Source organism: Rhodococcus sp. MurmanLake-1 (assembly GCF_056945715.1).
The window spans coordinates 1-254 of the sequence record NZ_JBWZNF010000098.1; the positions used below are offsets into that span (position 1 = coordinate 1).

The window sequence follows — 254 nt, forward strand, 5'->3', positions numbered from 1 at the left end:
GGACCGCCGAGGGAGAACGCGGCGTTGATCTTGTCGCTGTCGTAGCCGGGGATCGGGACGTAGGAGTCGCGGGGGATCGAGACCATCGTGGCCGGGGTGCTCGATCCCAGGCCCGGCAGGTGCACCAGCAGGATCGTGTCGGTGCGGCTGTTTCCGAGGTCGCCGCCGGTGGCGAGCTCGGCCTGCTGTTCGGGGGTCAGGTCGGAGCGGCTGTCGGAGCCCACCAGCAGCCACGTCGTCCCGGCGCCCTGGGC

The 254-nt window shown here is 71.7% G+C and carries 1 protein-coding gene; it reads right to left on the reverse strand.

Features of this window, described 5'->3' with window-relative positions:
* Positions 1-254, reverse strand: a 254-nt coding sequence (locus AC2ETI_RS32810; RefSeq protein WP_483635075.1) for an LCP family protein, incomplete at both ends; no start/stop codon positions are given.